The organism is Burkholderia sp. APQ4-4ca, from assembly GCF_057837105.1.
The window spans coordinates 172,339-195,188 of the sequence record NZ_JBYQCG010000212.1; the positions used below are offsets into that span (position 1 = coordinate 172,339).

Annotated in this window: 20 protein-coding genes and 1 pseudogene; 14 read left to right on the top strand and 7 right to left on the bottom strand. The window is 67.4% G+C overall.

Annotated features, from left to right (window positions below):
* Positions 1 to 42 precede the first annotated feature (42 nt).
* The 3 genes from AC3IFE_RS22415 to AC3IFE_RS22425 all read right to left on the bottom strand — a co-directional run bounded on the left by AC3IFE_RS22415 (position 43) and on the right by AC3IFE_RS22425 (position 5,054).
* Positions 43 to 1,230 (bottom strand): porin, encoded by a 1,188-nt coding sequence (locus tag AC3IFE_RS22415; RefSeq protein WP_489192023.1) that lies wholly within the window; start codon positions 1,228 to 1,230, stop codon positions 43 to 45.
* Between the two features lie 104 nt (positions 1,231 to 1,334).
* A complete protein-coding gene (locus AC3IFE_RS22420; RefSeq protein ID WP_489192025.1) occupies positions 1,335 to 3,755 on the bottom strand; it encodes a glycoside hydrolase family 31 protein in 2,421 nt (806 codons plus the stop codon).
* Positions 3,756 to 3,782: 27 nt separating this feature from the next.
* Entirely contained in the window at positions 3,783 to 5,054 is a 1,272-nt protein-coding gene (locus tag AC3IFE_RS22425) for an MFS transporter (protein ID WP_301737949.1), read from the bottom strand.
* A 470-nt stretch (positions 5,055 to 5,524) separates the two neighbouring features.
* Here AC3IFE_RS22425 and AC3IFE_RS22430 point away from each other — a divergent pair, with 470 nt between their 5' ends.
* From AC3IFE_RS22430 to AC3IFE_RS22465, 8 genes are all read left to right on the top strand, one after another.
* Positions 5,525 to 6,469, top strand: a complete 945-nt coding sequence (locus AC3IFE_RS22430) for a MurR/RpiR family transcriptional regulator (RefSeq protein ID WP_489192028.1) — start codon at positions 5,525 to 5,527, stop codon at positions 6,467 to 6,469.
* Complete coding sequence (locus tag AC3IFE_RS22435; RefSeq protein WP_489192030.1) at positions 6,466 to 7,455, top strand: isoaspartyl peptidase/L-asparaginase family protein; 990 nt, start codon at positions 6,466 to 6,468, stop codon at positions 7,453 to 7,455. Before AC3IFE_RS22430 ends, AC3IFE_RS22435 begins: the two co-directional genes overlap by 4 nt.
* Positions 7,456 to 7,481: 26 nt before the next feature.
* Positions 7,482 to 9,386 carry a dipeptide ABC transporter ATP-binding protein gene (locus tag AC3IFE_RS22440; protein WP_489192032.1) on the top strand — a complete coding sequence of 635 codons (1,905 nt, stop codon included), beginning with the start codon at positions 7,482 to 7,484 and terminating at the stop codon, positions 9,384 to 9,386.
* Positions 9,387 to 9,488: 102 nt separating this feature from the next.
* The gene (gene gsiB, locus AC3IFE_RS22445; protein ID WP_489192034.1) at positions 9,489 to 11,051 is read left to right on the top strand and encodes a glutathione ABC transporter substrate-binding protein GsiB; all 1,563 of its coding nucleotides are present in this window, start codon (positions 9,489 to 9,491) and stop codon (positions 11,049 to 11,051) included.
* Positions 11,052 to 11,118: 67 nt separating this feature from the next.
* Positions 11,119 to 12,039 carry a glutathione ABC transporter permease GsiC gene (gene gsiC / locus AC3IFE_RS22450; protein ID WP_089469619.1) on the top strand — a complete coding sequence of 307 codons (921 nt, stop codon included), beginning with the start codon at positions 11,119 to 11,121 and terminating at the stop codon, positions 12,037 to 12,039.
* A gap of 7 nt (positions 12,040 to 12,046) precedes the next feature.
* Positions 12,047 to 12,940 (top strand): glutathione ABC transporter permease GsiD, encoded by an 894-nt coding sequence (gene gsiD, locus AC3IFE_RS22455; RefSeq protein WP_089469620.1) that lies wholly within the window; start codon positions 12,047 to 12,049, stop codon positions 12,938 to 12,940.
* Complete coding sequence (locus tag AC3IFE_RS22460) at positions 12,940 to 14,022, top strand: DmpA family aminopeptidase (RefSeq protein WP_489192036.1); 1,083 nt, start codon at positions 12,940 to 12,942, stop codon at positions 14,020 to 14,022. Before gsiD ends, AC3IFE_RS22460 begins: the two co-directional genes overlap by 1 nt.
* Positions 14,019 to 14,846, top strand: coding sequence for a M55 family metallopeptidase (locus AC3IFE_RS22465; RefSeq protein WP_489192038.1), 828 nt, complete (start codon positions 14,019 to 14,021; stop codon positions 14,844 to 14,846). Before AC3IFE_RS22460 ends, AC3IFE_RS22465 begins: the two co-directional genes overlap by 4 nt.
* A 35-nt stretch (positions 14,847 to 14,881) precedes the next feature.
* Here the strand turns inward: AC3IFE_RS22465 and AC3IFE_RS22470 are convergent, their stop codons facing one another.
* On the bottom strand, positions 14,882 to 15,661 hold the full coding sequence (locus AC3IFE_RS22470) for an alpha/beta fold hydrolase (RefSeq protein ID WP_489192040.1): 780 nt from the start codon (positions 15,659 to 15,661) through the stop codon (positions 14,882 to 14,884).
* 142 nt (positions 15,662 to 15,803) lie between these two features.
* Here AC3IFE_RS22470 and AC3IFE_RS22475 point away from each other — a divergent pair, with 142 nt between their 5' ends.
* On the top strand, positions 15,804 to 16,583 hold the full coding sequence (locus tag AC3IFE_RS22475) for an AraC family transcriptional regulator (RefSeq protein WP_489192042.1): 780 nt from the start codon (positions 15,804 to 15,806) through the stop codon (positions 16,581 to 16,583).
* A gap of 426 nt (positions 16,584 to 17,009) precedes the next feature.
* On the opposite strand, the gene pcaG is transcribed toward AC3IFE_RS22475, so the two are convergent.
* The 3 genes from pcaG to AC3IFE_RS22490 form a co-directional block, all read right to left on the bottom strand.
* Complete coding sequence (pcaG, locus tag AC3IFE_RS22480) at positions 17,010 to 17,603, bottom strand: protocatechuate 3,4-dioxygenase subunit alpha (RefSeq protein WP_089469625.1); 594 nt, start codon at positions 17,601 to 17,603, stop codon at positions 17,010 to 17,012.
* Positions 17,604 to 17,606: 3 nt separating this feature from the next.
* Positions 17,607 to 18,314: a protocatechuate 3,4-dioxygenase subunit beta gene (pcaH, locus tag AC3IFE_RS22485; protein WP_006489685.1), complete on the bottom strand. Its 708-nt coding sequence runs from the start codon at positions 18,312 to 18,314 to the stop codon at positions 17,607 to 17,609.
* Positions 18,315 to 18,589: 275 nt separating this feature from the next.
* Entirely contained in the window at positions 18,590 to 19,156 is a 567-nt protein-coding gene (locus AC3IFE_RS22490) for a YiiX/YebB-like N1pC/P60 family cysteine hydrolase (RefSeq protein ID WP_489192047.1), read from the bottom strand.
* A gap of 120 nt (positions 19,157 to 19,276) precedes the next feature.
* Here AC3IFE_RS22490 and AC3IFE_RS22495 point away from each other — a divergent pair, with 120 nt between their 5' ends.
* The 5 genes and pseudogenes from AC3IFE_RS22495 to AC3IFE_RS22515 form a co-directional block, all read left to right on the top strand.
* The gene (locus AC3IFE_RS22495) at positions 19,277 to 20,014 is read left to right on the top strand and encodes a helix-turn-helix domain-containing protein (RefSeq protein WP_489192049.1); all 738 of its coding nucleotides are present in this window, start codon (positions 19,277 to 19,279) and stop codon (positions 20,012 to 20,014) included.
* A 77-nt stretch (positions 20,015 to 20,091) separates the two neighbouring features.
* Complete coding sequence (gene pcaQ, locus AC3IFE_RS22500; RefSeq protein WP_489192051.1) at positions 20,092 to 21,078, top strand: pca operon transcription factor PcaQ; 987 nt, start codon at positions 20,092 to 20,094, stop codon at positions 21,076 to 21,078.
* 132 nt (positions 21,079 to 21,210) lie between these two features.
* A complete protein-coding gene (locus tag AC3IFE_RS22505) occupies positions 21,211 to 21,570 on the top strand; it encodes a type II toxin-antitoxin system RelE/ParE family toxin (RefSeq protein WP_489192067.1) in 360 nt (119 codons plus the stop codon).
* A 74-nt stretch (positions 21,571 to 21,644) separates the two neighbouring features.
* Positions 21,645 to 21,941 carry an XRE family transcriptional regulator gene (locus tag AC3IFE_RS22510; protein WP_089470553.1) on the top strand — a complete coding sequence of 99 codons (297 nt, stop codon included), beginning with the start codon at positions 21,645 to 21,647 and terminating at the stop codon, positions 21,939 to 21,941.
* 558 nt (positions 21,942 to 22,499) lie between these two features.
* Positions 22,500 to 22,850: pseudogene (locus AC3IFE_RS22515) on the top strand (channel protein TolC); the annotation flags it as partial.

Consider the following 22,850-nt stretch of genomic DNA (forward strand, 5'->3'; position numbering starts at 1 on the left):
TCCAGGTAGAAGACGGCGCGCGAAAGGCGCCGTCCGGCGGGTTCAGAACGTGACGGCGATCCCGGCCATGCCGACGAACTGGCCGTGCGTCGTCGACGGCGTGAGCTGCTGCGAATCGCCGACGATCGGCGCCGCGTCGACGATATGGCCGGCGCCTTGCGCGCCGAGCGTGCGTCCGCTCGAATGCGTGTACGCCTGCAGCGCATAAAGGGTCGTGCGTTTCGACAGGCTGTACGACTCCTTCAGCGAGTACTGCTGATAGCGGGCCGCGTTCGCGACGCCGTTCGCCTTTGATGCAAGCGTGTACGCGAATGCGCCGGCCACCGAGAACGCCGGCGTGAAGCGGTACGCGGCAAGCGCACCGTAGGTGTTGAACACGGCCGTGTCGGTGAAGGTCGAGCCGTTGCCCGGCAGATACTTCACGTTCGAATAGTTGAGCCCCATCGTCAGGTCGCCGAGCGTGTAGTTGCCGGCCGCCGCGATCTGCTCGACGGCCTTCGCGGTCAGGTAGCCCTGGTTCAGCACGGACACCGCGAAGCTGCCCGACGACGCGGTGGCCGGGTTCAGGAAGCCCGCGGACGAGCCCGAGCTGTTGATCCGCAGGTAGCCGGCCGCGATCCCGATCGGCCCGTTCGCGTAGCGCAGTGCGGCGCTGAACGTGTTGCCCTTGCCGGTCGCACCGGCAATGCCGCCGAATGCGTACATCGCGCTCGCGGTCAGCCCGGCGAAGGTCGGCGACGTGTAGGTAACCGAATTGTTCACGCGGATCGTCGTGTCGAGTCCGTCGATGTCGCCCGGATGCGCACCGGTCGCGCCGGTCAGCCAACTGCTCGACGCGTACGGGCCGACGAACAGGAAGTAGGGCGTGTACTGGCGGCCGGCCGTTACCATGCCGTAGCTGGCGTTGCGCAGGCCGACGAAGGCCTGGCGATTGAACATCGTGCCGGCGGCGGCCTGCGCGCCCGTATTCAGGTTGAAGCCGGCCTGCAGGTCGAAGATCGCGTGCGTGCCGCCGCCGAGATCCTCGTCGCCGCGCAGCCCGAACTTCGACGCATACAGATTGCCGTCGCGCATGTAGATGTTCGAGTGCCCTTGCTGGTTGTTCACGTACGCGAGCGAATCGTCGACGACGCCGTACAGCGTGACGCTGCTCTGCGCATGGGCAGCGGTCGTGCCGAGCGAGGCGGCCGACAAGATCAGGATTGCATAACGGTTGACGGGTGCTTTCATTGTCGATCTCCGTGTCTCTTCATCTTTTCAAGGGGGCGGGAGGTTGAATGCCTCCTCTGTGGCAGGCGGCGGGCCGCGCGAGCGGCCCGCCTGATCGGGTTGGCTCAGTGGTCGAACGCGACGACGAGGCGGCGCCATGCCCCGTCCCGCGCATCCTGCTCGACGCGCGCGCCGCGCACCGCAACCGGGCCTTGCAGCGACGCGGGCAGCAGGATCTCGATGCGGTGGGCCGGGCGTACCAGGCGGCCGTCCCAGCGGACCGACACGCCGAGCACGCCCGACGCCTCGCGGCCGGTCTCGATGCGCCACAGTCCGTATTCGCCGTCGCGCCACGCTTCCGTCTCGCCGTCGTCCTCGACGCATTCGCCGTATGCGACGCCGTCCTCGATGCGCGGTGCGACGAGGAAGTTGCGTGTGTCGGCGCTCGCACCAAAATGCTGTTCGGCGACGTTCAGCGGCAGCACGCGGCCTTCGCGCAGCAGCATCACCGGCGTGTCGAGCGGCGCGGGCAGCGTCACGCTCGCGCCGCCGTCGAACGACTGCGCGCTCGCGCAGCACGTCCAGCGTGCGCCCGACGGCAGGTACACCGTGCGTTCGGTCTGGCCGGGCTCGACGACCGGCGCGACCAGCAGCGCGTCGCCGAGCATCATGTCGTCGCAGGCGTCGTAGCAGCGCGCATCGCCGGGGAAATCGGCGAGGGTCGGCCGCAGCACGGGCTCGTAGCGCGTCGTCGACAGCCACAGCAGGTGATAGAGGTAGGGCAGCAGCCGGTAGCGCTGCTTGATCAGCGCCGCGACCTGCGCGGTGATCTCCGGGTACATCCACGGTTCGTTGACGGTGCCGTCGTCATTCCACGAATGAATGCTGAAGCGCGGCATGAAGATGCCGAACTGCACCCAGCGCAGCAGCAATTCGGGCGACGGCGCGGGGCCGGAGAAGCCGCCGATGTCGTGGCCGATGTTCGACACGCCCGACAGCGCGAGCCCGAGGCCCATCTTCAGGTTGTAGCGCAGCGTCTCCCACGACGTGGAGTTGTCGCCCGACCACGTCTGCACGTAGCGCTGCATGCCGGCGCCGCCGGAGCGCGACACGAGGAACGGCCGCCGCGCCGGCGCATGCGCGCGCTGCGCGTCGCGCGACGCGCGCATCATCAGTATCGTCTGCAGCACCTTCGCTTCGCGCGCCGGAAACGGCTGGCCGAAACCGTGCGCGATCGCGTCGGGCGACCAGATCTCGTATTCGTTGTTGTCGTTCCAGGTCGATTCGATCCCGTATTCCAGCAGCGCCGACGTGACCTGCTCTTGCCACCAGCGGTAGGCGTCCGGCTGCGTGAAGTCGATGTACGCACCGACTTCGTCCCAGAACTGCACCCACGCGGGCTCGCCCGATGCGGAACGGATCAGCAGCCCGCGTCGCGCGGCGTCGTCGAAGGCCGGGTGGTCGCGCAGCAGGCACGGCTTGATGTTCGCGCACAGGCGGATGCCGTGGTCGCGATAATGCTGCACGAAGCCCTTCGCGTCGGGAAACTTGTCGCGGTTCCAGTTGAACACGTAGCGCTTCGCGCCGATCGACGTATAACCCGACGACAGGTGGAACGAATCGCACAGGATGTCGTGCGCGTCGCACTGCTCGACGAACCGGTTCATCTGCTGCTGCGCGTCCGGCGCGTCGGTGTAGCTCATCGTCGAGCCCGAATAGCCGAGCCCCCATTTCGGCGTGCGTGCGGGGCGCCCGGTCAGCCACGTGAAGCGCCGCGCGGCCGCGAGCGGCGTAGCGGGCGACGCGATGAAGTAGTAGTCGAGATCGCCGTGCTCGGCGACGAAATAGCGATAGAGCCCGTGGTAGTTGTCGAGCTCGCGGCCCATGTCGAACGCGCAGTCGGACAGCGTGTCGTAGAACAGCCCGAACCCCTGGCACGCATCGGGCGACCACGTGATGTAGAACGGAATGTGCTTGTACAGCGGGTCCGTGTGCTTCGCGCTGTAGCCCATCGCGTCGATGTTGCGCATCTCGAAGCGCGCGCCCGTGCGGTCGAGTTCGCCCGCGCGTTCGCCGAGGCCGAATACCTTGTCGCCGCGCTCGCGGGCGACGTAGTGATACGCGCGATCGTCCCACCAGCCGAAGTTGTATGCCTGCGTCGCGCGGTCGGCGAGCGCGATGCGCCATGTGCCGTCCGCGCCGCGCATCGACCACGTGCAATGGCCGCCTTGACGGCGCACCGCGAGCCGGACCTGCGCGGTTTCGATGCGTACGGCGTCGTCGTCTTCGACGAAGTCGTAGTGGGGCAGCGCGAAGCCGCTCAGGTCGAGGCGGTCGCGCCCGTCGAGCGGCACGTCGTCGAGGCCGGGTGCGATCGTCCACGTGCGCGGGGTGCGCGCCGTCGCGTCGGGCAGCACGCGCACTCGCACGATGTCGTCCTCGAGCACGAAGATTTCGACGGTGGCGCCGGTATCCGACGCGAGCAGCACGCGGTTCGCGTGGTGGCTGGCGACGCGGAACACGGGCGGATGAAGAAGCGAAGTCATGAATGTGATTCCTGGTGAAAACGGAGGTCAGGCGTGCTGCGCGAGCAGGCGTTCCTGCTTCGACTGCCCGCGGATCAGCAGCGCGAGCAGCGTGACGCCGATGAGATCGAACAGGCCGAGGCACGCGAACAGCGGCGCGTAGCCGATCTTGTCGGCGAGCGCGCCGACCAGCAACGAGAAGCCGAGGCCGCCGATCCACGCGGCCATCCCGGCGAAGCCGCTCGCCGTGCCGACTTCCTCGGGATCGAACACGTCGGCCGACAACGTGTTGACGAGCGCGGAGATCATCTGGTGCGCGAAGCCGCCGACGCAGAACAGCGCAATCGCCGTGTACGGCGACGACACGAGCCCGATCATCGCGGGCCCGAGCATCAGCACCGCGCCGAGCGCGACACCGGCGACGCGCGACCACACGAGCGGCAGCTTGAAGCGATTCGCGAGGTACGGCGACAGGTAGCCGCCCGCGATGCCGCCGAGGTCGGCCGCGAGAAACGGCATCCACGCGAATACGGCGATCTGCGTGAGCGGCATGTGGCGCTCGGTCGCGAGGTACAGCGGAATCCAGAAGCTGAAGGTCTGCCACGCGGGTTCCGCGAAGAAGCGCGGCAGCGCGATCGCCCAGAAGCGCCGTGCGGTGACGACGTCGCGGATGCGGCGCTTCGACACCGGCGGCATCGTCGCCTGGCCGTCGCGGATCAGCGTGCGTTCCCGCAGCGTGATGCGCGGATGGTCGGCCGGGGAGCGATACTGCGTGTACCAGAGCGCGGCCCAGACGAACCCGAGCGCGCCGGTGACCATGAACGCGGCCTGCCAGCCGAACCGCATCGAGATGAACACGACGAGCGGCGGCGCGATCGCGGCGCCGAGCGACGTACCCGCGTTGAAATAGCCGACCGCGACGGATTTCTCGCGATCGGGAAACCATTCGGCGACGGCCTTCATCCCCGACGGAATCGCGGCGGCCTCGAACAGCCCCAGAAAGCCGCGCAGGATGCCGAGCGACAGCCAGCCGGATGCGAAGCCATGCGCGACGCCGACCACCGACCACAGCATCGCGAACAGCGCGAACCCGAGCCGCAGCCCGATCAGGTCGACGATGAATCCGCACACCGGCTGCATGATCGTGTAGCCGATCTGGAACGCGCCGACGATGTACGAGTACTGCTGCGTCGAGATCGCGAATACCTGCTTGAGCTCGGGCGCGAGCACCGCGAGGGAATTCCGTGCGAGGTAGTTGAGGATCGTGCCGAGACACACGAGCACGATGATCCACCAGCGCAACGCCTTGACTGTCTTCACTGCTGTCTCCTGTCAGGGAGGGCGGCGCGCGGCGCCTGCCCGGTCCATGAGGGCCATCCGTGGGAATGGCTTGTTTCGTTTTGATTCGTACGATGTCCGATCTTGATGTGCGCCGGCTTTACCGGTTCATATCGAAATCACGGTGTTCGAGCGAACATTTCGTTGTCATCGAGCTGCGATGTTATCTGACGACTGATCATTTTCGAACATCCTATGTTCGAATGCGAATCCGGTCAACGTGAATCTGCATTCGTACGAACGTACTCGGGGTTTTCCCGATGGGCACGCGGCGACCGCGAGCGGCGGCGCGGGGCGCTCGCCCGTCACAGGCCCGTGCAGCGGGGCCGACCGCTCGTCCGCACGGTCGACGGACGCAGGATGAATTGGGACAACCCGGATGAAAATTTATTTCTTTTCTGTCGGCGGATTGTGTAAATTCATTTTCATCGAACCTTGCAACAACCCTTCGCATGACGCCTCTCGTTCCGCCCGATGTCAGTCACGACGAACCCGCGATCGCCGAACGGATCGCGTCGGCGATGCCTTTGATGACGCCGATTCACCGGCGCATGGGCGAATTCGTGCTCGCGAACCCGTTTCGCGCGGCGACGATGCGGATCGACGAGCTCGCGCAGGCCGTGAATGCGTCGATCGCGACCGCGAACCGCTTCGCGAAGGCGCTCGGTTTCGACGGCTATCCGGCGATGCGCGCGGCGCTCGTGCGCGGCTTCGAGGCCACGCTCGGGCCGGTCGAACGGCTGCGTTCCGCGCAGGAGCAGGAATCCGGCGTACGCGACGCGGTCTGGATCGATGCGGTATTCGACCAGGCTGTCGCCAACATCGAGAACACGCGCGCGCAACTGGACGCGGCCGACGTCGAGGCGGCGGTCGAGGCGATTGTCGGTGCGCGACGCGTGCTGATTCTCGGCGCGGGGTCGAGCGCGTTTCTCGCCGGGCTGATCGAGCACGGCCTGTCCGTCTGCCACGACAGCGTGCAGTCGCTCGCGCTGCTCGGCGGGCCTTCGCACGCGGCGCGACGCCTGTACACGGCCGATTCGCGCGATCTCGTGATCGCGCTCGCGTTTCCGCGCTATGTGAAGGACACGATCGAGCTGGCCCGCCGTGCGGCGGCGCGCGGCGCGCGCGTGCTCGGCATCTCCGACGGCCCGCAATCGCCGCTCGCGCCGATCGCGTCGCTGAACCTGTACGTGAAGGCCGAGCGACGTTTCGCGGCCACGTCGGAAGCGGCCGTGCTCACGATGATCGAGGCGCTGATCGATGCGGTCGCGCTGCGCACGCACCGGTCCGCGAAATCCGCCGCCGAGATGACCGAATTCCTGCTGCCGTGGCTCGTGCAGCCGCAAGCGGCGCTGCCGGCCGCCAACCCTTCTTCCCCCCGTCCGAAAAAATCATGACTTCACCCGCGATCGTCGCGATTCACGGCGGCGCAGGCACGATCCTGCGCGAAGCGATGGATACCGACACCGAACGCCAGTACCGCGCCGAGCTCACCGCGATCCTGCAGGCCGCGCAACAGGTGCTGGCCGACGGCGGCAGCGCGCTCGACGCGGTGACCGTCGCGGTGCGGATGCTCGAGGACTGTCCGCTGTTCAACGCCGGGCGCGGCGCTGTCTATACGGCCGAAGGCAAGCACGAACTCGACGCGGCGGTCATGGACGGCGCGACGCTCGGCGCCGGCGCGATCTGCTGCGCGACCCGCGTGCGCAATCCGGTGCTCGCCGCACGGCGCGTGATGGAGGCGAGCGAGCACGTGCTGTTCGCCGGCGCGGGCGCCGATGCGTTCGCGGCCGCGCAAGGGCTCGAACTCGCCGAACCCGGCTACTTCGACACCGAAGCGCGGCATGCGCAGTGGGTCAAGGCGCGCGCGGCGGCCGGCATGATGCTCGACCACGATGCGGCCAGCTTCGCGTTCGGCGGCGCCGCACAGGCCGCCGAGCCGCTCGATCCGGACCGCAAGCACGGCACGGTCGGCGCGGTCGCGTGCGACCTGAACGGTCACGTCGCGGCGGCGACGTCGACGGGTGGCATCACGAACAAGCAGCCGGGGCGCGTCGGCGATTCGCCGATCATCGGCGCCGGCTGCTATGCGGACGACGCGACCTGCGCCGTTTCCGCGACGGGCACCGGCGAGATGTTCATCCGGCTCGCGACCGCGCATGACGTGGCCGCGCAGATCGCGTATCGCGGCGCGTCGCTAGCGGACGCCGCGCACGACGTCGTGATGAACAAGCTGCCGCGCCTCGCGGGGCGCGGCGGGATCATCGCGGTCGACGCACGGGGCAACGTCGCGATGCCGTTCAACACCGAAGGGATGTACCGCGGCTACGCGCGCGTCGGTGAAGCGCCGGTCGTCGGCATCTACCGCGACGATGCGGCCTGAACGCGGATCGCACGAGGAGAGATGCCATGACTTCGAGCCGTAACCCGTCGCCCCTGGCGCTGCCCGAGCAGCGCGTGGTGGCCGTCGAAGACCTGTCGGTCACGTTCCGCCGCGAAAACGCGACGTTCGACGCGGTGCGCAACGTGTCGTTTCACGTCGATCGCGGCGAGACGCTCGCGATCGTCGGCGAATCGGGCTCGGGCAAATCGGTCACGTCGCTCGCGCTGATGCGGCTCGTCGAGCACGGCGGCGGCGAGATCACGAGCGGCCGCATCGCGTTCCGGCGACGTGGTGGCGCGCTGGTCGATCTTGCGCGGGCCAGTGCCGCGACGATGCGCGGCATCCGCGGCGCGGACATCGCGATGATCTTCCAGGAGCCGATGACGTCGCTGAACCCGGTGTTTACGGTCGGCGACCAGATCAGCGAGGCGATCGCGCTGCACCAGTCGAAGAGCGCGGCCGAAGCACGCGCGGAAGCGCTGCGGCTGCTCGATCTCGTGCGCATCCCCGAAGCGCGCCGCGTGTTCGCGCGCTATCCGCACCAGCTGTCGGGCGGGATGCGGCAGCGCGTGATGATCGCGATGGCGTTGTCGTGTCGGCCCGCGCTGCTGATCGCCGACGAGCCGACGACCGCGCTCGACGTGACGATCCAGGCGCAGATCCTGCAACTGGTGCGCGGGCTGCAGGACGAAATGAACATGGGTGTGATCTTCATCACGCACGACATGGGCGTGGTGGCCGAAGTGGCCGACCGCGTGCTCGTGATGTATCGCGGCGAGAAGGTCGAGGAGGGCGAGTCGGACCGCATCTTCGCGACGCCCGCGCATCGCTACACGCGGGCGCTGCTCGCGGCCGTGCCGCGGCTCGGTTCGATGCAGGGCACCGACGCGCCCGAGAAATTCCCGCTGCTGAAGGTGGACGGCACGAGCGCGACCGCCAGGGCCCCGACCGCGGCGTCCGCGGCGAACGACGCGCAGCCGCCGGTGGATCATGCCGCGCCGCCGATCCTGCGCGTGCGCGATCTCGTCACGCGTTTTCCGGTGAAGAGCGGCGTGTTCGGCCGCGTGTCGCAATACGTGCATGCGGTCGAGCGCGTGAGCTTCGAGCTGCGGGCGGGCGAGACGCTCGCGCTGGTCGGCGAATCGGGCTGCGGCAAGTCGACCACCGGCCGTTCGCTGCTGCGCCTCGTCGAATCGCAGAGCGGCTCGATCGAATTCGACGGCCGCGACATCAGCGCGCTGAAGGGCCCGGACCTGCAGGCGCTGCGCCGGAACATTCAGTTCATCTTCCAGGACCCGTTCGCGTCGCTGAACCCGCGCCTGACCGTCGGCTTCTCGATCATGGAGCCGCTGCTCGTGCACGGCGTCGCGAGCGGCCGTGAAGCACAGGCGCGCGTCGACTGGCTGCTCGACAAGGTCGGCCTGCCGCCGGAAGCCGCGCGCCGCTATCCGCACGAATTCTCGGGCGGCCAGCGCCAGCGCATCGCGATCGCGCGGGCGCTCGCGCTGAACCCGAAGGTCGTGATCGCCGACGAGTCGGTGTCGGCGCTCGACGTGTCGGTGCAGGCGCAGATCGTCAACCTGATGCTCGACCTGCAGCGCGAGCTCGGCGTCGCGTACCTGTTCATCTCGCACGACATGGCGGTGGTCGAGCGCATCAGCCATCGCGTCGCGGTGATGTATCTCGGCCAGATCGTCGAGATCGGCCCGCGTCGCGCGGTGTTCGAGGCGCCGCAGCATCCATACACGAAGAAGCTGATGAGTGCGGTGCCGGTGGCCGACCCCGCGCGCCGGCATGCGCCGCGCCAGCTCGCGGCGGACGAGATTCCGAGCCCGATCCGCGCGGCCGGCGACGAGCCGGTCGTCGCGCCGCTCGTCGCGGTCGGTCCCGATCATTACGTCGCGACGCACCGCGTCGGCGGTGCGTATTGAGTGATGAAACCGTGCGTTGCGATGACGGCGCACGAACCAGCAGGCAGTCGAAACCGAAACGCCCGTGAGGCGTCACCGATTCACCGATAGGAGCCCAGCAACATGAACAAGCAGCATCCGTTTCCGATGTTTCGTCCGCGCGCATGCCTCGTCGCGCTCGCCGGCGCGTTCGCGCTGTCGGCCGCGCTGCCCGCGTTCGCGCAGCAGACCGCGGTGATGGCGGTGGATTCGACCTTCACGACGATGGACCCGTACGACGCGAACGACACGGTGTCGCAGGCGGTCGTCAAGTCGTTCTACCAGGGGCTGTTCGGCTTCGACAAGGACATGAAGCTCGTCAACGTGCTCGCGACCGGCTACGAAGCGAGCCCCGACGCGAAGACGTACACGATCAAGCTGCGCTCGGGCGTGAAGTTTCACGACGGCACCGATTTCAACGCGGCGGCCGTGAAGGCGAACTTCGACCGCGTGACCGATCCCGCGAACCACCTGAAGCGCTACAACATGTTCCGCGTGATCGAGAAGACCGAGGTGGTCGATCCGACCACGGTGAAGATCACGCTGCGCGAGCCGTTCTCGGCGTTCATCAACACGCTCGCGCACCCGTCGGCCGTGATGATCTCGCCGGCCGCGCTGAAGAAGTGGGGCCGCGACATCGCGCTGCATCCGGTCGGCACCGGGCCGTTCGAATTCGTCGAGTGGAAGCAGACCGACGACCTGAAGGTGAAGAAGTTCGCCGGCTACTGGAAGAAGGGCTATCCGAAGATCGACGCGATCGACTGGAAGCCGGTGGTCGACAACAACACGCGCGCGGCGCTGATGAAGACGGGCGAGGCCGATTTCGCGTTCCGCATTCCGTTCGAGCAGGCGGCGGACCTGAAGAGCAACCCGAAGGTCGACGTCGTCGAGCGGCCGTCGATCGTGCAGCGCTACGTGTCGTTGAACATGCTGCAAAAGCCGTTCGACAACCCGAAGGTGCGCCAGGCGCTGAACTACGCGGTGAACAAGGAAGCGCTCGCGAAGGTCGCGTTCTCCGGTTTCGCGACGCCGTCGACCGGCGTGGTGCCGCAGGGCGTCGATTACGCGACGAAGCTCGGCCCGTGGCCGTACGACCCGGCGAAGGCGCGTGCGCTGCTGAAGGAAGCCGGCTATCCGAACGGCTTCGAGACGACGCTGTGGTCCGCGTATAACAACTCGACGTCGCAGAAGGCGATCCAGTTCGTGCAGCAGCAGCTCGCGCAGGTCGGCGTGAAGGTGCAGGTGCAGGCGCTGGAAGCCGGCGAACGGGTCGCGAAGGTCGAGAGCGCGCCGGATCCGGCGAAGGCGCCGGTGCGGATGTACTACATCGGCTGGTCGTCGTCGACCGGCGAAGCGAACTGGGCGATCACGCCGCTGCTGGCCGGCGCGTCGGCGCCGCCGAAGCTGGTCAACACCGCGTACTACAAGAACGACACGGTGGACGGCGACCTGACGAAGGCGCTGGAGACGGTCGACCGCGCGAAGAAAGCCGAACTCTACGCCGATGCGCAGAAGCAGATCTGGGCCGACGCGCCGTGGATCTTCCTCGTGCAGGAGAAGATCGTGTATGCGCGCAGCAAGCGGCTGCAGGGCGCGTACGTGATGCCGGACGGCTCGTTCAACTTCGACGAGATCTCGCTGAAATGACGGCGGTTTGCCCGCCACGCAGTGCCGGCGGCGCGAGCCGCCGGTGCGCTGATTCGATCGGTGTCCCATGCTGAATTTCCTCGTCAAGCGCCTGTTCGGCCTGCTGCCCACGCTCGCGATCGTCGCGGTGCTGGTGTTCCTGTTCGTGCATCTGCTGCCGGGAGACCCGGCGCGGCTCGCGGCCGGCCCCGAAGCCGACGAGGCGACCGTCGCGCTCGTGCGCGCCGATCTCGGGCTCGACCGGCCGCTGCCGGCGCAATTCGCGCGTTTCTTCGCGAAGATCGCGCACGGCGATTTCGGCGTGTCGACGCGCAGCAAGCGGCCGGTGTCGACCGAGATCGGCGAGCGCTTCATGCCGACGCTGCTGTTGACGCTCGTCAGCATGGGGTGGTCGACGCTGTTCGGCATGGCGATCGGCATTGCGTCGGCGGTCTGGCGCAATCGCTGGCCCGACCGGCTCGGCATGACGCTCGCGGTGTCGGGCATCTCGTTTCCGGCATTCGCGCTCGGCATGCTGCTGATGGAGATCTTCTCGGTGAAGCTCGGCTGGCTGCCGGTCGTGCCGGACGGCACGTGGAAGAGCTACGTGCTGCCGTCGCTGACGCTCGGCGCCGCGGTCGCGGCCGTGATGGCGCGCTTCACGCGCGCGTCGTTCGTCGAGGTGCTGAACGAGGACTTCGTGCGCACCGCGCGCGCGAAGGGCGTGCACGAGCCGATGGTCGTGCTCAAGCACTGCCTGCGCAACGCGATGATCCCGGTCGTCACCATGATGGGGCTGCAGTTCGGCTTCCTGCTCGGCGGCTCGATCGTCGTCGAGGTCGTGTTCAACTGGCCGGGGCTCGGGCGCCTGCTGGTCGACGCGGTGACGATGCGCGACTACCCGGTGATCCAGGCGATCGTGCTGCTGTTCTCGCTCGAATTCATCCTGATCAACCTGACCGTCGACGTGCTGTACGCGGTCATCAACCCGACCATCCGGTTCAAGTGAGGCCAGCATGAACGCGACTGTCCAGCCCGCGGCGCCGGCCGCACCGACCGCGATCCGCACGCCGTGGCGCGAATTCTGGCGCAAGTTCCGCAAGCAGACCGTCGCGCTCGTCGCGGGCGGCTTCGTGCTGGCGCTCGTCGTGCTCGCGTTCGTCGGCCCGCACATCGTGCCGTTCGATCCGGAAAACTATTTCGACTACGACGCGCTGAACGCGGGGCCGTCGGCCGTGCACTGGTTCGGCGTCGATTCGCTCGGCCGCGACATCTTCAGCCGGATCGTCGCGGGCACGCGCATCTCGCTCGCGGCCGGCTTCTTTTCGGTGGCGCTCGGCGCGGTGATCGGCACGTTCTTCGGGCTGCTCGCCGGCTACTACGAAGGCTGGTGGGACCGCATCACGATGCGCGTCGCCGACGTGCTGTTCGCGTTCCCGGGCATCCTGCTCGCGATCGGCGTGGTCGCGATCCTCGGCAACGGGATGATCAACGTGATTTGTGCGGTGGCGATCTTCAGCATCCCTGCGTTCGCGCGGCTCGTGCGCGGCAACACGCTGATGCTCAAGCACATGACCTACGTCGAGGCCGCGCGCAGCATCGGCGCGTCCGACTGGACGATCATCATGCGGCACATCCTGCCGGGCACCGTGTCGTCGGTCGTCGTCTACTTCACGATGCGGATCGGCACGTCGATCATCACCGCCGCGAGCCTGTCGTTCCTCGGGCTCGGCGCGCAGCCGCCGACGCCGGAGTGGGGCGCGATGCTCAACGAGGCGCGCGCGGACATGGTGACGGCGCCGCACATCGCCATCTTCCCGAGTCTCGCGATCTTCCTGACCGTGCTCGCGTTCAACCTGCTCGGCGACGGGCTGCGCGACGCGCTCGACCCGAAGCTGGAGCGCCGTTGATGCGGGCTGCGCCGATGTGGACCACGACGCTGCCGGCCGGCCCGCGCGGCACGATCGCCGACGTGCCGGGCGTGACGGTCGGCCATTGCACGCTCGACGCCGGCAACGTGCAGACGGGCGTGACCGTCGTGAAGCCGCATCCGGGCGACGTGTACCGCAGCAAGGTGCCGGCGGGGGCGGCCGTGATCAACGGTTTCGGCAAGAGCGTCGGGCTCGTGCAGGTCGACGAACTCGGCACGCTCGATACGCCGGTCGCGCTGACCAATACGTTCGGCGTCGGCGCGGTCGCCCACGCGCAGATCCGCGCGGCGATCGCCGCGAATCCGCGGATCGGCCGCGACTGGCCGACCGTCAATCCGCTCGTGTTCGAGTGCAACGACGGTTACCTGAACGACATCCAGGCGTTCGCGGTCACCGCCGCGCATTACGACGATGCGTGCCGCGCGGCGTCGCGCGACGTCGCACGCGGCGCGGTGGGCGCCGGGCGCGGGATGTCGTGCTTCGACCTGAAAGGCGGGATCGGTTCCGCGTCGCGCGTGGCTGTCGCGGCCGGCCGCCCCTATACGGTCGGCGCGCTCGTGCTTGCGAATTTCGGCCGGCTGCCGATGCTGACGCTCGGCGGCGTGCCGCTCGGGCGCATCGTCGCGCAACGGCGCGCGGCCGAAGCCGCCCACGCGGCGGCGCCCGAGCAGGGCTCGATCATCCTGTTGCTGGCGACCGACGCGCCGCTCGACGCGCGGCAGTTGTCGCGGCTCGCGCGCCGCGCGGGAGCCGGGCTGGCCCGCACGGGCTCCGTCTACGGGCATGGCAGCGGCGACCTCGCGCTCGCCTTCTCGACCGCCTACACGATTGCGCATGACGCATCGACGATCGCGCTGCCGGCCCTCGTGGCCGACGCGGCGCTCGATCCGCTGTTCATGGCCGCGGCCGAAAGCGTCGAGCACGCGATCGCCGACGCGTTGCTGCAGGCGGTAACGGTCATCGGGCGCGACGGCCACGTGCGGCAATCGCTGCGCGACGCGGTGCCCGATCTCGACCGGTGGTTCAACGCATACAACGAAGGACGTTCGACCCTGTCATGAAGATCCTGATTTCGACCGACATCGAGGGTGTCGCCGGCGTATTCGCGACCGAGCAGACGCGTGCCGGCAACCCGGAATACGAGCGCGCGCGCCGCTGGATGACCGCCGAGGCCAACGCGGCGATCGAAGGCGCGTTTGCCGGTGGGGCGCAGGCCGTCTGGGTCAACGATTCGCATGGCGGCTTTCGCAACCTGCTGCCCGACGGGCTCGATGCGCGGGCGCGCGTCGTGCTCGGCAAGCCGCGCACGCTCGGGATGATGACGGGCGTCGAACAGCAGCCCGATCTCGTGTTCATGATCGGCTATCACGCGAAATCGCAGACGCGCGGCGTGCTCGCGCACACGATCAACAGCTTTGCGTTCACGCAGGTGTGGCTCAACGGCGTCGAGCTCGGCGAAGCCGGGCTGTACGGCGCGCTGGCGCGCGAATACGGCGCGCATGTCGCGCTCGCCACGGGCGACGACGTGTTCGCCGAGGAAACGCAGCCGCTGTTTCCGGACGCGCGTTTCGAGACGGTCAAGACGGCCGGCGGCGCATCGAGCGGCGAGACGCTCACGCCGTCGGCGTCGTGCGCGCGGATCGCGGCCGCCGCACGGGAAACGGTCGCGCGTGCGCTGTCGTCCGGCGTGCGCGCGGGCACGCATCGGCCCATGCCGGCCGCTTGCACGCTGCGCGTGCAGACGGTCGCGCTCGCCGACCTGTTCTGCGTGCTGCCGTCGCTCGAGCGCGTCGACGCGGTGACGCTGCGCTTCGACGGCCCGTCGGTCGAGCACGCGGTGCGCACGCTGAACAGCCTGTCGGCGATGTCGTTCATGCTCCGGTGATGCGTGCCGCGACGATGCCGCCGGCGCGCGGCCGGTCAGCCGATCGCGACGGCGCGGGCCGTCGCGGCGAGCAGGAATGCTTCCATTGCCGCAACCAGCGCGAGCGGCGTTTCGTTCATCGGATAATGCCCCGCATTGCGCAGCACATCGACGGTGGCGAGCGGATAGCGCCGCAGGTAGGTGCGGGCCATCAGCGCCGCGTCGAACGCCGGATCGTGCTCGCCGATCAGGACCTTTACCGGATGGATGCCCGTGATCGCCGCGCTGAAATCCGTATCGGCCCACGCGCGGAAGTACGCGCCGAATGCCCGCGCCGACGAACAGGCGGCCGAATACGCGGCTTTCCACTCGATCCAGGCGGCGGGCAGCCGGTTGCCGGTGCTGCGGTCGATGATGGTCCGGCGATCGGCGAGGTGATCGGCGGCCCGCTCGAATAGTGCGCGTCGCTCGGCGTCGAACGGCAGGCCGCCGCACGGCACGGGGGCGATCGCCACGAGCGAGCGCACCCGATCGGGTGCGATGGCGGCGATCTTCTCGATCGCCATGCCGCCCATCGAGTGGCCGACGAGACTGAAGGTCGGGAAGCCGAGCGCGTCGGCGAGCGCGAGCGTGTCGGCGGCGATCTCGTCGATCGTGTAATCGCCGCGGGCGTCGCGCATACGGCCGTAACCTCGGTAGTCCATGAATACATAGCTGAAGCGCTCGCGCGACAGCCACGCTTCGAGCGGTTCGAACGCGTGGGCGTCGCCGAACCAGCCGTGCAGCACGAGAACAGGGTGGGGGCCGTCCCCCACGCGATGAAAGGTATTCGGCATATTCGTTCCGATGAGGTTGCCATCCGGCCGACCGGGCCGGCGGGTGTTGCGGCCGCGAGGTGGCGCAACGGTGGAGCGGATCGTAGATCGTTCGAAGGCGACCCGCCTTCGATATCGGGTCATTGATGATGGAATTCGGGCCGTGAGAAATACGCTGCTAGATCCCTACGAACACATTCCCCGGAGCGTGGTCGTGACCGCCAACGACTTTGCGGCGGGCACGACGTTTCCGGAACACGCGCACGTGCGCGGACAATTCGCGTTCGCGTCGCGCGGCACGATCAGCATGTCGACGCCGCACGGCCGCTGGCTGGTGCCGCCGCAGCGCGCGTGCTGGGTGCCGGCCGGCGTGCGGCACGAAATGACGATGACCGGCCCGGTCACGATGCTCAACACGTTCGTGTCCACCGCCGCCGCTCAGGCGGCCGGGCTGCCCGCGCAGTGCGGCGTGTATGGCGTGTCGCCGCTGCTGCGGCAACTGATCGACGATGCGATCGACCTGCCGGCGATGTACGACGTCGATGGCCGCGCGGGCAAGCTGATGGATCTGCTGGTCGCGGAAATCGCGACGATGCCGCGCCTGTCGCTGCATGCGCCGCTGCCGGCCGACGCGCGGCTCGCGAAGGTGTGCCGGCACCTGTTCGCGGCGCCGTCGATCGCGGCCGATCTCGATCGGGTCGCGGCCGACGCGGGCGTGAGCCGCCGCACGTTCACGCGGCAGTTCCGCGCGCAGACGGGCGTGAGTTTTGCCGCATGGCGCCAGCAGGTGTGCATGCTCGCGGCGATTGCCCGCCTGACCGACGGGCAGCCGGTGACGCGCGTGGCGCTCGATCTCGGCTACGCGAGCGCGAGTGCGTTCACGTCGGCGTTTCGCCGCATTCTGGGCGACACGCCGAGCCGGTATCTGGAGAGTCGTCGCTAGGCGGTTGCCGCAAAAAAATACGCGTCCGCCAACTTCGGCCAGACGCGTTTAAAGGCACTCTGTCTGAAAAATGCGCGCGCCGCTGGTCGGGCAGCGCCGCGCATGACACCTGTCATTGTTGCCTCGTCCGATTCAATCCTGCCCGCTTGTTGCAGATAGCAAAGAATACGCTGCATAACGCGCAAACGATATCGTGTCGACCCGACGATTCATGTGCTGCCGCAGCATGCGCGTCGATTGCGTCTTCGATATCGGGGCGGGAACCCGATGACGACAGCCATCCCCGCCCGCCGCCCGTCACGATGCGGCGCACCATCGAATGCCGGCGACGGAGCGACCCCAAACGCCGCGTGGCGCGATGCCCATCGGTATCGCGCCACGCGGCGGTGCGGTTGCAGGTGAAGCCGGCGCGCGCCGGCGTATGTGTCAAACGTCGAAGAACACGGTTTCGTCCGGCCCCTGCATGCGGATGTCGAAGCGGTAGACGACCGGCCGGCCCGGCTGCGCGTCGCGTTTCGCGACGAGCGTCGCGCGGCGCTCGGCCGGCACCGCGTTCAGCACGGGGTCGGCCGCGTTCGCGGCGGCTTCGTCGTCGAAGTACACGCGCGTGAACGCATGGGTGAGGATCCCGCGCATCATCACGGTCACGTTGATGTGCGGCGCCTCGTCGGCGGCGACGCGGCCCGGCTTCACCGTCTCGACGACGAAGCGCTGCTGCGGATCGGTGCCCGTGCCGACCCGCGCGAAGCCCGTGAAGCCGGATTTCGCAATGTCGTCGCGCGACGCGGGATAGCGGCCCGCGCCGTCCACCTGAGTGAATTCGAGCACCGCGTCGCCAACGACGTTACCGTCGCCGTCGAACACCTGGCCGACCAGCAGCACGTGCTCGCCTTCGGCGTGCGCGGCGGCGATCGTCGGCGTGAACAGGCTTTTCAGGTCGTAGTCGTATTGCTGCGGGCACAGGCCGTACGCGAAGTACGGGCCGACTGTCTGCGAAGGGGTTTGCTTCAGCGTCGTCATGGTTCAGCGCTCCATCGGGGTGGCGTCGCGGCCGCGCAGCACGATGTCGAATTCGTAGCCGAGCGCATAGCCTTCTTCGGTGATGTCCATCGAGAAGCGCGAGATCAGGCGGTCGCGCGCGGCCTCGGGCGTGCCCTGGAAGATCGGGTCGTACGCGAGCAGCGGATCGCCGGGGAAGTACATCTGCGTGACGAGACGCGAGCCGAAGTAATCGCCGAACAGCGAGAAGTGGATGTGATTCGGGCGCCACGCGTTCGGATGGTTGCCCCACGGATACGCGCCGGGCTTGATCGTCAGGAAGCGGTAGCGGCCTTCGTCGTCGGTCAGGCAGCGGCCTGCGCCGAGGAAGTTCGGATCGAGCGGCGCGTCGTGCTGGTCGACCTTGTGCACGTAGCGACCGGCCGCATTGGCTTGCCACACCTCGACGAGCGTGTTGCGCACAGGCTTGCCGCCCTCGTCGAGCACGCGGCCGGTGACGACCATCCGCTCGCCGAGCGGCTCGCCGTTCTTCACGGCATTCTTCGTCAGGTCGTGGTCGAGCGCACCGAGATCTTCCGCGCCGTAGACGGGCGCGTACTGGTCGCGCAGCTTCTCCTTCAAGGGGATCAGCGGGCGGGTCGGGCCGCGCTTCACGGACGAACGGTACTCGGGGTGAACATAGGCCGGATGCGACGGCCAGTCGCGCGGCGTGAGGATCGTGGGGGAATCCATCGGGCGTCTCCTGTCAGTTTTTCGCGAAGTGGATGGCACGACTTTAGCCAATCCGGAAAGTTATGCAAAATGACCTTTTTTCGCGAATCGCATAACCGTTCGTTATGGTGGCGCCTCCAATGAAAATTCCGCCGGACAGGCAGCCTGTCCGGCGGAAAAAACGATCGGGCTTCGCGTCGTCGGTGACGACCCCGTGCACGGCCCTCCAGCCAGCCCGTCGCTGTTTTTTATCGTTCGTTCTCGTTGTTATGCGGTCTCTCCGAGCGTGCCCGTCGTCATGGGTGGCGGGGATCAAAAACGATCCCGTCGAATTCGAGCGCCAGCGTGCCGCTGCGCAGCAGGGCCGACGGTGTCGACGCGTGGCCGGCACCGAGCACGTCGGCCACGTACCGCGCGCAGAAGCCGCGCCGCGCACGCAGGTCGAGGCGGCTGCCGAACAGCGCATCGATTCGCTGTTCGGCCAGCGCATGGACGTGGCGCTGCGCGTCGGCCGACGCTGCCGCGACGCGGCGTGCCAGCGCGATGCGTCCGCCGTCGGTGCGGGCGACGAAGCGCGACAGCGGCGTGAGCTTGGTCCACGCGAACGCGGTGGGTTCGGCGATCAGCGGTTCGTCGCCCGACGTATCGACGACGATGCCGAAGCGGTTGGCCCACGTGCCGGCCGCGCCAGCCGCGGCCTGTGGCCCACTGGCCGGCACGCGGATGAACAGGAGATCGCCGACGTGCGCGCCGGCGGCCAGCGTGCGGATGGTGGCGAGCGGCATCGTGCGATCGGTGTCGCGTGCATCGCGCGGGGTGGCGCGGCGCGGTTCGCAGGGCGTGGTGTCGATTCGGGCGGTCATTTCGGCTCCGTCGTTGCGTGACAGGACGGAGCGGATTATGCAGACAAGTAACCCAAAGTGCTGATGTGGATGCGCGAGTAGCCTAATATCCGACCTCGAGCATCATTTTTCGATACCAATATGACCGAGACCGCCCAACTCATCGAAACGCTGAAGCGCCAGCTGAAGGCGCAGGGAATGACTTACCGCGACGTCGCGCGTGCGCTTGACGTGTCCGAGACGAGCGTGAAGCGGCTGTTCGCGAGCGGCCGCTTCACGCTGGAGCGTGTCGCGGAGATCGCGCAACTGCTCGGCTATACGCTCGCCGAACTCGTGCAGGAAGCGTCGGCGTCCGCGCCGCGCCTGCGCGTGCTGACCGAGCAGCAGGAGGCGTTGCTCGTGTCGGACGAGAAGCTGCTGCTCGTCGCCGTCTGCGCGATCAACTACTGGACCGTGCAGGACATCGTGTCGGCCTATCGCGTCACGCAGGCCGAGTGCGTGAAATATCTGCTGATGCTCGACCGGATGAACGTGATCGCGCTGCTGCCCGGCGACCGGATTCGCGTGCGCGTCGCGCGCGATTTCGACTGGCTGCCGGGCGGGCCGATTCGCCGTTACTTCCATGCGCACGTGCTCGACGATTTTCTCGGCAGCCGCTTCGACGGCCCGGGCGAGACGATGACGTTCCTGCAAGGGATGCTGACGGATGCAGCTGCCGCGGAGCTCGAACAGGAGCTGCGGCGGCTCGCCAGCAAGGCGGCGGCGCTGCATGCGGAGTCGTCCTCCGCGCCGCTGGGGCAGAAGCACGGCACGGCCCTGCTGATCGCGAAGCGGATCTGGGAGCCGACCGGATTCCATGCGCTGCGGCGCCATGCATGACGCCGTGCCGGATGCTTGGGCCTTTCCGGAAAGTTATGCAAAATGGCGATTCATCGTCATTCGCATAACTGCTCGTTATGAATAACCGTATCGCCGACGGCCGCGTCAAATTCCGGCACCTGCAGTGTTTTCTCGCGGTCGCGCAGTTGGGCGGCGTGCAGAAGGCGGCTGAAAGCCTGTCGATCACGCAACCGGCCGTGTCCAAGACGATCGCCGAGCTGGAGGCGATCCTCGGCGTGAAGCTGTTCGAGCGCGGCCGGCACGGCGCGCAGCCCACCCGCGAAGCGCAACTGTTCATGCCGCATGCGAACGCGTGCGTGCTGGCGCTGCGGCAGGGCGTCGGGCTGCTGGCGCGGGAGGGCGGGGCCGCCGCCGCGACGCTGGAAATCGGCATGCTGCCGACCGTCGCGGCCTCGCTCGCGCCGGCCTTGATGAAGGCGCTGACCGCGCGCTGGCCACGCATCGTCGTGCGGATCGCGACGGCCGCGAACGCCGAGTTGCTCGAGCGTCTGAAATCCGGCGCGATCGAATGCGCGATCGGGCGGCTGTCGGAGCCCGAGCGGATGATCGGGCTCGCGTTCGAGCAGTTGTACAACGAGCCGCTCGTCGCGGTCGTGCGCGCCGGGCATCCGCTGCTCGCGAGCACGGCGCCGGCCGCCGAGCTGGCGCGCTATCCGGTCGTGCTGCCGCCGTTCGGCACGTTGATTCGCCAGTCCGCCGAGCAACTACTCGGCGCATGCGGTGCGCCGCCGCTGGATTCGTTCATCGAGGTGCTGTCGGTATCGGTCGCGCGCGCGCTGGCGCTCGAGAACGACGCGGTCTGGTTCGTGCCGCTCTATGCGGCCGAATACGATCTGTCGGCAGGTGCGCTGGCGCGCCTGCCGCTGCCGTCGGCGGGCACCGACGAGCCGGTCGGGCTCGTGCTGCGTACCGATGCGCAGCCGTCGCCGGTCGCGCGGACGCTGATCGACGCGGTGCGCGACATCGCACGGTCGCGGTTCGGCGATGCGCGCCCGCAGCGGGCGCCACACGCGGCGCGCAAGCCTGCTCGCGGCAAGCGTTGATCCATCGGGCCTGGCGATGCGCCGGGCCGATCCTCTTTCTCTTTCTTGCTGCAGGATCGGCCATCCGGCCAGTAGCCGTCATCGGGGTGCTTGGCATATCGTACCATTTTTGATACGATGGACGCCAAGACGATGGCGAGACAGCAGATTCAGGTCACGCTCGGTGTGCGGTTTTTCCGGACGGCCCGCGGCAACGAGCCGGTGCGCGAATGGCTCGACGCGCTCGGGCGCGTGGAGCGAAGGGCGATCGGCGAAGAGATCAAGACCGTTCAACTCGGCTGGCCGCTCGGCATGCCGCTGGTCCGCAAGATGGCGAAGAATTTGTGGGAGATCCGCGTGGCCGTGCCGGGGCGAAGCGCACGCGTGCTGTTTACCGTCGTGGGCGACACGATGGTGCTGCTGCACGGCTTCTTCAAGCAGTCGCGGGCCACGCCGTCGGACGATCTCGACGTCACCGTCGCGCGCCTGAAAGCGCTGACGCACGCCATCTGAATTCCCCCGTTGCGCCGGAACGCACCGTCTCCGACGGTCGGGCAGCCGGCAACGCCATGCACCTGGAGTACGACATGACGACCACGAACAATCCGCATATCGGCAGCGATTTCGACGCCTTCCTCGAAGCGGACGGCAATCTCGAAGCGGCCACCGCCACCGCGATCAAGCGCGTGATCGCGTGGCAGATCGGGCAGGAAATGAAGGCGCAGCACATCACGAAAACGGCGATGGCCGCGCGGATGAAAACCAGCCGCGCCGCGCTCAACCGTCTGCTCGACGAAACCGACACGAGCCTCACGCTGGCGACGCTCGCGAGCGCGGCCACCGCGCTCGGCAAACGGCTCAGCTTCGAGCTGGTGCCGGCCTGACGCGTGCCCGGTGAACCGGCGGGCAGCCGATTTCCGATGGAGGCCCACGCTGCTTTCCGGTGAGTCCCATGGAGGGCGCGGCGGCTTGCCGATTCGCGGTGTCGTTCATTTCCGCTGTCGTGTCGCAAATTGATTGGATTGAAGATTCAAATTGCTTCTGCGCAGCACACCCTACTGTGGTTATTCAAACCACTATAGAAAGTCGCTGTTACCCGACATACCTAATGCGCCTTCAGCGCGATCCCGGCATCGGGTTGCGATGTCCGAGGCCGCCTGTCTTTGGGGCGATGTCTAAGACCGGTCGATTGCATATTAATCGAGTGCGACTGACGTTCAAATTGCTTGAATTTTCAGTCTCTTTCGAGTGAATCGCTAAAGGAATTCGGATTCGTTCTATTCTTACCAATTGATGTTTTTTATACACTCGAAAAGATCTGCAATGTGACGTGCAACTGTGCTCAGCAAGACAAACGTTTGCGCTGGACTCAACTGCAGTGGATGCGCAAATAAAGGAAAACGATGAGCAACTGCAGTTGGCACAGCCGAACAGATGGGGGCATGTCACGAGAACCCAACCTCAAGGGCTGGCGTCCTCGGCACGCTGCGCGCAATGCGCTGAACGCAATTTCCAGCTTTCTTGTGATCATATCGGCTCCGTATGCCAACGCGTCGAGTCTGGCGAATCTCGCTAGCGAGGCGCTTGCCCAAGATGCTACGTTCAGGAGTGCAGAAGCTGCATGGCGTGCGGGAATCGAAAAATCCCCGCAGGGGCGGGCGGGATTGTTGCCGCAAGTTGGTATCCAGCAGGTCATCTATCGCAATGGCATGCAGATTCCAGGCCAGACCATACCCGGCTATTCGACAAATGGCTTCACCTTGACACTGAACCAGCCACTCTTGAATTGGGCC

Bases quoted from the DNA above. Each gene is read 5' to 3' on its own strand.
- AC3IFE_RS22415 (WP_489192023.1), bottom strand. From the start codon at position 1,230: ATGAAAGCACCCGTCAACCGTTATGCAATCCTGATCTTGTCGGCCGCC.
- AC3IFE_RS22420 (WP_489192025.1), bottom strand. From the start codon at position 3,755: ATGACTTCGCTTCTTCATCCGCCCGTGTTCCGCGTCGCCAGCCACCAC.
- AC3IFE_RS22430 (WP_489192028.1), top strand. From the start codon at position 5,525: ATGACGCCTCTCGTTCCGCCCGATGTCAGTCACGACGAACCCGCGATC.
- AC3IFE_RS22435 (WP_489192030.1), top strand. From the start codon at position 6,466: ATGACTTCACCCGCGATCGTCGCGATTCACGGCGGCGCAGGCACGATC.
- AC3IFE_RS22440 (WP_489192032.1), top strand. From the start codon at position 7,482: ATGACTTCGAGCCGTAACCCGTCGCCCCTGGCGCTGCCCGAGCAGCGC.
- gsiB (WP_489192034.1), top strand. From the start codon at position 9,489: ATGAACAAGCAGCATCCGTTTCCGATGTTTCGTCCGCGCGCATGCCTC.
- gsiC (WP_089469619.1), top strand. From the start codon at position 11,119: ATGCTGAATTTCCTCGTCAAGCGCCTGTTCGGCCTGCTGCCCACGCTC.
- gsiD (WP_089469620.1), top strand. From the start codon at position 12,047: ATGAACGCGACTGTCCAGCCCGCGGCGCCGGCCGCACCGACCGCGATC.
- AC3IFE_RS22460 (WP_489192036.1), top strand. From the start codon at position 12,940: ATGCGGGCTGCGCCGATGTGGACCACGACGCTGCCGGCCGGCCCGCGC.
- AC3IFE_RS22465 (WP_489192038.1), top strand. From the start codon at position 14,019: ATGAAGATCCTGATTTCGACCGACATCGAGGGTGTCGCCGGCGTATTC.
- AC3IFE_RS22470 (WP_489192040.1), bottom strand. From the start codon at position 15,661: ATGCCGAATACCTTTCATCGCGTGGGGGACGGCCCCCACCCTGTTCTC.
- pcaG (WP_089469625.1), bottom strand. From the start codon at position 17,603: ATGACGACGCTGAAGCAAACCCCTTCGCAGACAGTCGGCCCGTACTTC.
- pcaH (WP_006489685.1), bottom strand. From the start codon at position 18,314: ATGGATTCCCCCACGATCCTCACGCCGCGCGACTGGCCGTCGCATCCG.
- AC3IFE_RS22490 (WP_489192047.1), bottom strand. From the start codon at position 19,156: ATGACCGCCCGAATCGACACCACGCCCTGCGAACCGCGCCGCGCCACC.
- AC3IFE_RS22495 (WP_489192049.1), top strand. From the start codon at position 19,277: ATGACCGAGACCGCCCAACTCATCGAAACGCTGAAGCGCCAGCTGAAG.
- pcaQ (WP_489192051.1), top strand. From the start codon at position 20,092: ATGAATAACCGTATCGCCGACGGCCGCGTCAAATTCCGGCACCTGCAG.
- AC3IFE_RS22505 (WP_489192067.1), top strand. From the start codon at position 21,211: ATGGCGAGACAGCAGATTCAGGTCACGCTCGGTGTGCGGTTTTTCCGG.
- AC3IFE_RS22510 (WP_089470553.1), top strand. From the start codon at position 21,645: ATGACGACCACGAACAATCCGCATATCGGCAGCGATTTCGACGCCTTC.